Source organism: Calothrix anomala FACHB-343 (assembly GCF_014696435.1).
Classification (GTDB): Bacteria; Cyanobacteriota; Cyanobacteriia; order Cyanobacteriales; family Nostocaceae; genus Aulosira; species Aulosira anomala_A.
On record NZ_JACJQG010000131.1, the window covers coordinates 1 to 8,755 of the forward strand.

Sequence of the window (8,755 nt, forward strand, 5' to 3'; positions counted from 1 at the left end):
ACTACTTGATACTCCATCAGCCTTCGCCACTCGTCAGCCGTCAGTTGATCAAATGGTTTATCCAACAATTCCTCGCAAGAACTGGTTTCGAGACTAGGCAATACTTCAACCATCGACAATGACCACACGGCATCGAATGCAGAATCACAGGGCACTTGCTGCTGATGCTCTGATGAGGCTCTTTTCACCCACCAGCGACCATCAGTGCATCCCGCCGAGCCTAGCTTTTTGTCGTTGTTGTAGATACCGTCATCGAGGAGTTCAAAGCCAAACTTTTCGCATTCCAAGGCAATTTGTGCCATGACTTCGTTACCAGTTGTATTGGCTGGAACTTTCTGCTGTTGCACAGGCAGTGTGCCTTGCTTGTAATGCCAAGCGATGTGGTTGTGGCACTTGGCCCAGCTGTTTGCACGATGTTGTTCGGTTGAGTTCACACTCACTACTATGCTTTGAATCAAAATATGAGAAAAATTTTGAACCATAAATTAGAAAAGAGTTAACGCAATTTCAGGCTTTTTGACCAATCACAACATCAAACTTTGAATCAAATCATGAGATAGAGTTGAAATTTTGAAGCATAACTAAAGAATGAGTTGAAAAAACACAATTGGACAAAACTTGCACAAAAAATCCTTGACAAAATTGGTCTAACTTAAACTTTCAATTCAAAATATGGTTCAAATACCCATGTTATGGTTCAAAAGTTTTGTTTTAGTAGATATCTGAGTAAAAATCAAATATTTCCAGGTCTTAGCGATCGCCCAACAACAGAGCGATCGCTAACCTCAACTCGTAGCTGAATAATAATGATAATCAAGCCGAAGGATTGATACAAACGTCTCTTGTATCAGTCTTTTTATCCCCAACACGATAATCATTATTAGTAAAAAAACTCGAATACTAAAAATGAACTATAAACTGGATACTCATTTTTGAACCATATCATGAGTGAAAATCTCATTTTTTGTTTCAAATCACAACTACCCAGCGTTGGGTCACGAAGTCGTCATGGTCATATGTAATGCTGGCTATCAGTTTGTCGCCAACGTAAAGTTCATAGTCGTAGCAGCTGATTTCAATAACGGTGAATTCTTCGGGTGCTACAACCTCACCCTGTTGTATGATGTGCTGCTCTAGTTCTGCTTGAGTTATCGTTTGCTCATCAACGGTGAAAGAAGCGAAAATTGCTTGCTGTGCAGGTGTTTTGTAGGTCATAATAAATATTCCTTTGATAAAAGGGTAAAAGGCGATCGCAATGTTTCTCAGGCAGGCGATCGCCTTTGTTTTTGATGTACAAAAGAGCGCTGTGCAAATGACAAAACGCTCTCACAACAGAATCAGCGAAGTTGTACAAATCTTTGGATTACGGGCGTATATGCGATAAATAACCAATTTTTTAGACTTAGTTAGGTCATCGGAATCATCTCCGGCGGCTTGAGCATTACAAGTTTGGCTTCCGGCTGCTAGTCCCGGTGGCATTGGGTTTTGTGGGTACCTAAACAGAATTCAGGAGTCAGGAGCCAGAAGCCAGAATTCTCTTGCTTGAATTATGTGCGACTAGTGAGGCAGTCCATTGGTGGGGTTCCCCCGCTTAAAGGAACTCTGCTAGCGCAGCGTAAAGCCTTCTCTGCGAGAGGCTGCGCCAACGCTTAGAGCGACGCAGGAGCGTCATCCGTAGGGTGAATAAACGGCTTTAAGACTCCTACCAAATTGAAAAATTGGTGGTTTTCAATCAGTCGCAGGTTTGAATCCCCAACTGATTGATTCTGACTCCTGACTCCTGACTTCTTCTTGCTCTCCCTAACAATATAGTGCAACCTTTAGTTACATTTGTCAACCCCTAATTGCACAATTTTGGTTTCTGTTAAACACAGTAATTCAGCCAAGGTACAGCCAAATACTTTACATAAGCCAGTAACGAGTTCTGGGGAAGCGCTTTTGACTTCTGTGAAGGTTTCCATCCGGTTTAAATACTGCCGAGACATATCTACGTCATATTCAGCAAGCTTTTTAGATAAAGTTACCAATGGCATATCACCACGCAATGAGCGCATTTTCTGCCCGCGTTCCTTTGTCCATCTAATAGATCCCACTTCAGTTAGTGGTAACATCACAACCTCTTCTATCTGTTCTTGGCTAGACATATTATGCAATCTTAAGTTGACAAAAACAAGATTCAAGTGCAACTATTAGTATCAGGGAAAAAGCGGGAATTATCACCTTTGCTCTGTGCTAGCCCCTTTTTGAGCCACTTTACTTCAATCAAGCTCAAACATTCCAGTAGTTTTAATCCAGAACTATCCAATGGTGGACGGCCATCATTTGTCAAGGAACCACGTACAGCTAAACAATATCCATGTACTATTTGGGTAAATGGCTCATCACTATCAATTACACTGTGCTCAATCTGGCATATTCCTCGTACATGCTTTTTTAATTTGAGTCTAGACTGATCATTTAACCATGCTGCAAGTAATTGATCATATCTATTGAGCAGGTGAGTGACGCTATGCTCACCAATACATACCCCCTGTGAACAAAGTTGCTGATGTATTTTGGTAATGCTCCGATGTTCTTGGTAGCGCAAAGCTCCAACCATTAGCGATCGCTCGCTCGAAACGCAACCAAAAAGGCAATAGTTATAGTTGTTAATTCTTTTTACGTACTGCGATCGCTTGCAACAATAAACTCAAACCCCAACCCATAAATGTCCTGCGATCCGAAAATTAACCTTAACACTACCGATGCGATCGCTAGGAAATTGGCAACCTGTAGAATTTAGAGGGTTGCAGAATCACAATATGAATTATGCGACAAATCAATACCATGTAAAAATTTTCACCATTGTACCTGCATAATTCCACATTACCTTTCCAGATTAATCTCATAGTGGAGTTAAGTTTTTAACATTAACTCTGCATATCGAACAAAAGCCCAAACGCTTAACTGGCTGAGTTCGTCGGCTGAAGATAATTTCCCAGATTCGTTTAAGTAGAGGTAATCAATTACCGATAATTAAATGTTTCTGGCTTTTCTCATATGTGCTGATTTGTATCAAGATTTATTAGTAAATAAAATTTCATAATTTACTATTTTCGGGTTGTAATGCATAAAGTCTCTATTTCGCTCCAGATAATCACAGAGACGAAGGTGAAAACTTTCACAGCGCGATCGCAGCTTGTTTTTTAGTACCTTAAATTTTAAGGTACAGAAATTAGTTTTTGCTGAAGATTATTAATTATGAAAGCTTATTTACTGATGATGAATAGTTCCGAGCCAGATTCATTAAATGAACTTTTTGCAAACATTGGATTTTATATTGATTGGCAATATAGTGATTTTCTACGGAAGGTATTGGAATACAAGCAAATTAGTATTAATATACTGTATGAGTTGTTACAAAAACAAGAATATATTATTGAATTAGAGTCGCTCAGACGCTATTTCAATTCAAATCAACGCAGTACTCGCTTCCCTCCGAAAGATTTTGTGCAAGCTTTTTGTCGCTGTCTGGAACTTTCTGTGGAGCAGGAAAGAATATTATTGGTTTTATGGGGAAGAATGAAGGTAATTAGGAAATTTGAAAGAAAGTTGCAATCAGGAAAGCTGGAAGATAGGTACTAAATCTAGAATTTTCCATCCAAAAATTGAGAGTTTTTGGATTTGTAAATTAAATAAAGTTTCTCTACTGTAGTAATTAAGCCGAAAAGAAATCAAGCAAAAGTAATTAACTCAACAGTCAACTAAACTATTGAAGTTTAAGGAAATATCATGCTTACGACTTACGAACCAAGCATTTTTGACAGCTTGAACAAATTTTCTGATGCTAAACAATCGCTCGCGCAACATAAAAATACATTAGGAGAACTTGGAGCAGTAATCTGCAAACATGGATTGCAGCAAAAAATCGGGTTAACATTACTGCACAAACACTTTGATTTGTTACCTCACGAACGTCTGATTGAAAGTGTTGGTGATAACAAGATATATATCAATCCTATTGCTGGGGTTGATGAAGAAGCAATTATTCCATACCTCTGGAAATTTAGTAGTGAGTTTAGTGGTGAAAACTTAGCACAAAATATATCTTATTCACCCTTAGAATTTCAGTACAAATCGACCGCTACAACAGATAATATTGAAGCAGTTCAAGCACTGATGGCTAATTCTAATTTTCTTGAAGAAATTGCCATGAAGTTACAGAATTTTGGTCTAGAAGATGTGTTTGGTCTGAGTATTTTGCACCGAGAAGCAATTGCGATCGCAAAAGGAGAGATTTTGGTTGAGACGACTGACCATGAAAAGCGTTGTTTGACACTGACTGCAGTTAATAGTAATGATGTCTGCAAGGAAGAACTGACCGAAACATTATGGCACTTTACCGAAGAAGATTTAGGTTTTGCTCGTGTATGCTTGAGTCATTGTATTAGTCATTGCACATCACATTAATCTCGTTGATTAGAAGGAAGAAAGTTTGTTGTCTTGTCTTGGCATTAAACATAATTCAGGAGTTTACCTATGGTTAAAAACATTCTCAAACGCTTAATTTGCTTTTCCTTAATTTTCAGCGTTTGTTTATTCAATTTTGCATTTCCAGCACTTGCTGACCCTAAACAAGAATTTGTTGATGGTGCTGCCAATGGAGCAGGAAATGTTGTAGGTGGAATTACAACATCTACTGCTATTTGTATTGCTGAAGGTGTTATTCAAGAAATAATTTTACCCGGTACTATCCCCGCTTGTATTGCTGCGGTGCCTTGGTTTGCTCGCAAGTGGGTAGAGTTATTTGCTGCTAAATAAATAACAAGATCCTATAGAATAGCTTGTTTGATGCAATTTAGCCTGGGAAGCAAAGTTAGTAGAGAACAAGTAATTTAAACTATGCACGCTGAATTTGGTAAGCTGTGCATAGTTTCTTACTATGTGAAGATTATAAAGAAATTCTATGCCGGTAAGGAATAAGTTCCTTATAGATTAATACTTATTTTAGTTGCAATAATTGTCACTTTTTGTATGCATTCTCAAAAATTGGCTTTGGGTATTGTCGCTTTCGTTGGTAAAAGCAGAATCAATTCTGTTGGTAAATTTGCTGTTGTTCTGCTGCTGTCGTTAACTTTGCCTGTGTTGGTTGTTGCGGAGAGTAGGGAAGTTGCGTTAGCGAAGCTTAACCAAGTTATCGCGCAAACGCAACCTGAGGAAGAACAAAGACAACAGAAGCTAGAACTCCAGGAATTATTACAACTGTCTCAGTTAGGTGTAGAACATTACAATAAGAAGAGATATCAAGAAGCATTGGAGATATTCCAAAAAACTTTAACTATTGCCAGGAAGTATCAAATAGATGCCGCAGAAGTCGCTATTTTAAACAAGATTGGACATACTTACCTGCACTTGGAAAAACATTCCGATGCGCTTAAGTATTTTCAACAAGCTTTAACGGTTTCCAAACAAATGGGTGACAAAGTTTTGGAAGGGAAAAATCTTAATGATATCGGGTTTTTCTACGGCAGTTTAAAGCAATATACAAAAGCCTTGGACTTTTATCAGCAAGCCTTGCAGGTTCGCAAACAGAACGGTGACAAAGCAGGGGAAGCAACTACACTCAGCAACATTAGTTTATCATACTACGATTTAGCACAATCTTCTAAAGCTGTTGAGTATATGCAGCAAGCTTTAGCAATTCGTAAACAAATTGGCGATCGAGAGCTAGAAAGAACTATTCTTTATAATGCTGGGTTACTTTACGATAAATTGCAACAATACACCAAAGCATTAGAGTTTTATCAACAGGTTGTGGCTATAAATAGGCAAATTGAAGACAAAGCAGCAGAAGGCTCTATATTAGGCAATATTGGTAATGTTTACTTTAGTTTAGGAGAGTATTCTAAAGCTTTGGAATGCTACCAGCAAGCGAGAGAAATTTACAAACAATTTGGTAAAAAAGCAGAGGAAGGCATTGCTCTGAGTAATATTGGAGCAGTTTACCAGGTCTTAGGAGAAAGTGCCCAATCATTGGAATTCTTACAAAAAGGATTAGTGCTTCTCGAACAAATTGACGAAAAGAATGAAAAAGGAAAGGTTATAAACAACATTGGGGTAGTTTACCGCAAATTAGGAGAATACCCTAAAGCGTTGGAACTCTTCCAACAAGCTTTGATGATTCAGAAACAAGTTAGAGATAAGTTAGGAGAAGTTCCTACCCTCAATGGTATTGGGTCAGTTTACAATAGCTTGGGACAATATTCCAAAGCTTTAGATTTTTACCAACAAGCTTTAGCAATTTGCAAACAGGTTGGCGATCGAGCAGGGGAAGGGACTACTCTCAGTAATATTGCTTCAGTTTACGACGGTTTAGGACAACATCTTAAAGCTTTGAAGCTTTACAAACAAGCTTTAGATATTCATAGAGAAATTGGTAATAAAATAGAAGAAGGGAATACTCTTGACAGCATGGCGGGAGTTGCCAGTATTTTGGAGCTAAAAGCTGAAGCTTTGAAGCTTTTTCAGCTAGCTTTAGATATTCGCAAACAAATTGGCGATCGCTTGGGGGAAGCTACTACTCTCAACAATATTGGGTCAGTTTACGAAAGTTCGGAAGAATATGCTAAGGCTTTGGATTTTTTCCAACAAGCTAGGGAGAAATATCGACAAATTAGCAATAAACCAGGTGAAGGAACCACTCTCCATAATATTGGGTCAGTTTACGACAGTTGGGGACAATACCCTAAAGCGTTGGAATTTTACCAACAAGCATTGATAATTAACAAAAAACTTGGTAGTAAAGACAAAGAAGCAGCTTCCCTAAGTAATATTGGGTACGTTTATCTCCGAACAGGTGAAAGAGCAAAAGCCATAGAGAATCTAAGCGCATCGGTTGATGCTTTAGAACTTCTCCGTCTGGGTTTAAAAGATGCTGATAAAATTTCCATCATTGACACTCAAATAAATGTATACAAGGTTTTACAACAAGCATACATAACCCAAAATCAGTATGAAGAAGCTTTAGAAATATCGGAACGGGGACGCGCTCGTGCATTTGTAGAATTATTAGCCGAAAAACAACAAACGCAGGTTCAACCAAAAACTACTATTAACCAGCTAAAACAAATTGCAAAAGAACAAAATGCGACTCTCGTAGAATACTCGATTATTGATGAAGAGTTCAAAATTGAAGGAAAAAAACAATGGCTTGAGTCGCAACTATATATTTGGGTTGTCAAACCTACCGGAGAAGTTGAATTTAAATCAGTTGATTTGAGAAAACAAAATACAACGATCGCATCGCTCATTCCCCTTTTTCGTAAATCTATCAATATAGCCTCCCGAAACGCTGGAGAACTGATATTTAAACCAGGGGATAGAGTTCGCTTTAAAGACGATCCGTCATCCGCACAACCTTGGGAAGTGATTTCATTTGATGCGAAAAAACAAGAGATTGCTGTTACGCATCCCACATTTGCACCTGGTTCAACACCAACAATACGTTCTATTAAGGAAGTTGATGATAGTAAGCAAGCACCTCTGCAAGAACTTCACAAACTTCTCATCGAACCAATCGCTGAATTTTTACCCGCCAAAGCAACCGATAAAATTATTTTTATTCCTCAAGCAGAATTGTTCTCGGTTCCCTTTGCTGCTCTCCAAGACAAAAAAGGTAAATTCCTGATTGAGAAACACACTATACTGACATCCCCATCAATTCAAGTATTGGATTTAACTAGAAAACAACGTCAAAAATTATCAAGTAATGTAAAAGAGGCTTTGGTTGTGGGTAATCCTAACCCTATGCCTCAGCCATTCGGTGCTTTAAAATATGCTACATCGGAAGCTCAATCGATTGCCAAGTTATACAATACTCAAGCAATTATTGACAACGCTGCAACGGAATCCGCGATTGTCGCAAAAATGCCTGATGCACGGGTAATTCATTTGGCAACTCATGGAGATTTTAATGATACTAAAGGTTTGGAAAGTAAAATTGTTCTAGCACCGGATGCTAAAAATGATGGCTTTTTAACTGCTGGTGAAATTTTTGATTTATTTGGTCAACCAAATAGTAAAACATCCTTACATGCAGAATTAGTTGTTCTCAGTGCTTGTGATACTGGACGGGGAGAAATTTCTGGTGATGGGGTAATTGGGTTGTCTCGCTCTTTAATTTCTGCGGGTGTTCCCAGTGTTATCGTTTCTTTATGGGCTGTTGATGATGCTGAAACAAGATTTTTGATGGAAGAATTTTACCAACAATTAAAAAATAATGATAAAGCTACGGCTTTGCGAAATGCAATGTTAGCAACAAAGGAAAAAAATCCAAATCCTCAATACTGGGCAGCTTTTACCTTAATTGGAGAAGCAAATTAAAGGTAAAATCCCAAAATGATTGATTATATAAAATTTGGAAAACGCAGAAAAATTACAAAAATTTAAAACCTAATCTTGAATATATCTAATAGGTTTGGATCATTGTCAGAAGTGGACTGATTAGGGTTTTGTTGACTGCGAAAAGGCTCTGTGGGTATATTGAGAAATGGTTCTTCTCCTTCTCCTGCACTGCACTCTTCCGTTCGTAGGAAATTTAAGCGAGTCTCGCAATCTAATTCTACTTTTCCTCCTAAAGTAGAAGCAGGTAAGGTTGTTCTTTCGGAGTTAGAGGGTGTTTGAAAAGTTTTTAGGGGTCAAATTTTATGCTAGCCGCCTCACCATAATACGGATCATAGCAAGGTAGATAAAGGTTTCTGAAGTTTCGGGTAATAAC

General features: G+C 38.2%; 8 protein-coding genes and 1 pseudogene. 4 read left to right on the forward strand and 5 right to left on the reverse strand.

Annotated elements, in window-relative coordinates:
• The 5 genes and pseudogenes from H6G08_RS36425 to H6G08_RS36445 form a co-directional block, all read right to left on the reverse strand.
• A pseudogene (locus H6G08_RS36425) lies at positions 1-482 on the reverse strand (hypothetical protein); the annotation flags it as partial.
• A 487-nt stretch (positions 483-969) separates the two neighbouring features.
• Positions 970-1,215 carry a hypothetical protein gene (locus H6G08_RS36430; RefSeq protein ID WP_190552117.1) on the reverse strand — a complete coding sequence of 82 codons (246 nt, stop codon included), beginning with the start codon at positions 1,213-1,215 and terminating at the stop codon, positions 970-972.
• Positions 1,216-1,326: 111 nt separating this feature from the next.
• Positions 1,327-1,479 carry a hypothetical protein gene (locus tag H6G08_RS36435; RefSeq protein ID WP_190552119.1) on the reverse strand — a complete coding sequence of 51 codons (153 nt, stop codon included), beginning with the start codon at positions 1,477-1,479 and terminating at the stop codon, positions 1,327-1,329.
• A 341-nt stretch (positions 1,480-1,820) separates the two neighbouring features.
• Entirely contained in the window at positions 1,821-2,144 is a 324-nt protein-coding gene (locus H6G08_RS36440; protein WP_242046446.1) for an XRE family transcriptional regulator, read from the reverse strand.
• Between the two features lie 32 nt (positions 2,145-2,176).
• Positions 2,177-2,599: a hypothetical protein gene (locus H6G08_RS36445; RefSeq protein ID WP_190552121.1), complete on the reverse strand. Its 423-nt coding sequence runs from the start codon at positions 2,597-2,599 to the stop codon at positions 2,177-2,179.
• Between the two features lie 641 nt (positions 2,600-3,240).
• Here H6G08_RS36445 and H6G08_RS36450 point away from each other — a divergent pair.
• The 4 genes from H6G08_RS36450 (at position 3,241) to H6G08_RS36465 (ending at position 8,361) form a co-directional block, all read left to right on the forward strand.
• Entirely contained in the window at positions 3,241-3,624 is a 384-nt protein-coding gene (locus tag H6G08_RS36450; RefSeq protein WP_190552123.1) for a hypothetical protein, read from the forward strand.
• Between the two features lie 147 nt (positions 3,625-3,771).
• Positions 3,772-4,449 carry a glycerol-3-phosphate ABC transporter substrate-binding protein gene (locus H6G08_RS36455; protein WP_190552126.1) on the forward strand — a complete coding sequence of 226 codons (678 nt, stop codon included), beginning with the start codon at positions 3,772-3,774 and terminating at the stop codon, positions 4,447-4,449.
• Positions 4,450-4,518: 69 nt separating this feature from the next.
• Positions 4,519-4,800 carry a hypothetical protein gene (locus tag H6G08_RS36460; RefSeq protein WP_190552128.1) on the forward strand — a complete coding sequence of 94 codons (282 nt, stop codon included), beginning with the start codon at positions 4,519-4,521 and terminating at the stop codon, positions 4,798-4,800.
• A 213-nt stretch (positions 4,801-5,013) separates the two neighbouring features.
• Entirely contained in the window at positions 5,014-8,361 is a 3,348-nt protein-coding gene (locus H6G08_RS36465; RefSeq protein WP_190552130.1) for a CHAT domain-containing protein, read from the forward strand.
• The last annotated feature ends 394 nt before the right edge of the window (positions 8,362-8,755 follow it).

What these genes read in the sequence shown, in the direction of transcription:
- H6G08_RS36430 (WP_190552117.1), bottom strand. Translation starts at nt 1,215, where the DNA reads ATGACCTACAAAACACCTGCACAGCAAGCAATTTTCGCTTCTTTCACC.
- H6G08_RS36435 (WP_190552119.1), bottom strand. Translation starts at nt 1,479, where the DNA reads ATGCCACCGGGACTAGCAGCCGGAAGCCAAACTTGTAATGCTCAAGCC.
- H6G08_RS36440 (WP_242046446.1), bottom strand. Translation starts at nt 2,144, where the DNA reads ATGTCTAGCCAAGAACAGATAGAAGAGGTTGTGATGTTACCACTAACT.
- H6G08_RS36445 (WP_190552121.1), bottom strand. Translation starts at nt 2,599, where the DNA reads ATGGTTGGAGCTTTGCGCTACCAAGAACATCGGAGCATTACCAAAATA.
- H6G08_RS36450 (WP_190552123.1), top strand. Translation starts at nt 3,241, where the DNA reads ATGAAAGCTTATTTACTGATGATGAATAGTTCCGAGCCAGATTCATTA.
- H6G08_RS36455 (WP_190552126.1), top strand. Translation starts at nt 3,772, where the DNA reads ATGCTTACGACTTACGAACCAAGCATTTTTGACAGCTTGAACAAATTT.
- H6G08_RS36460 (WP_190552128.1), top strand. Translation starts at nt 4,519, where the DNA reads ATGGTTAAAAACATTCTCAAACGCTTAATTTGCTTTTCCTTAATTTTC.
- H6G08_RS36465 (WP_190552130.1), top strand. Translation starts at nt 5,014, where the DNA reads ATGCATTCTCAAAAATTGGCTTTGGGTATTGTCGCTTTCGTTGGTAAA.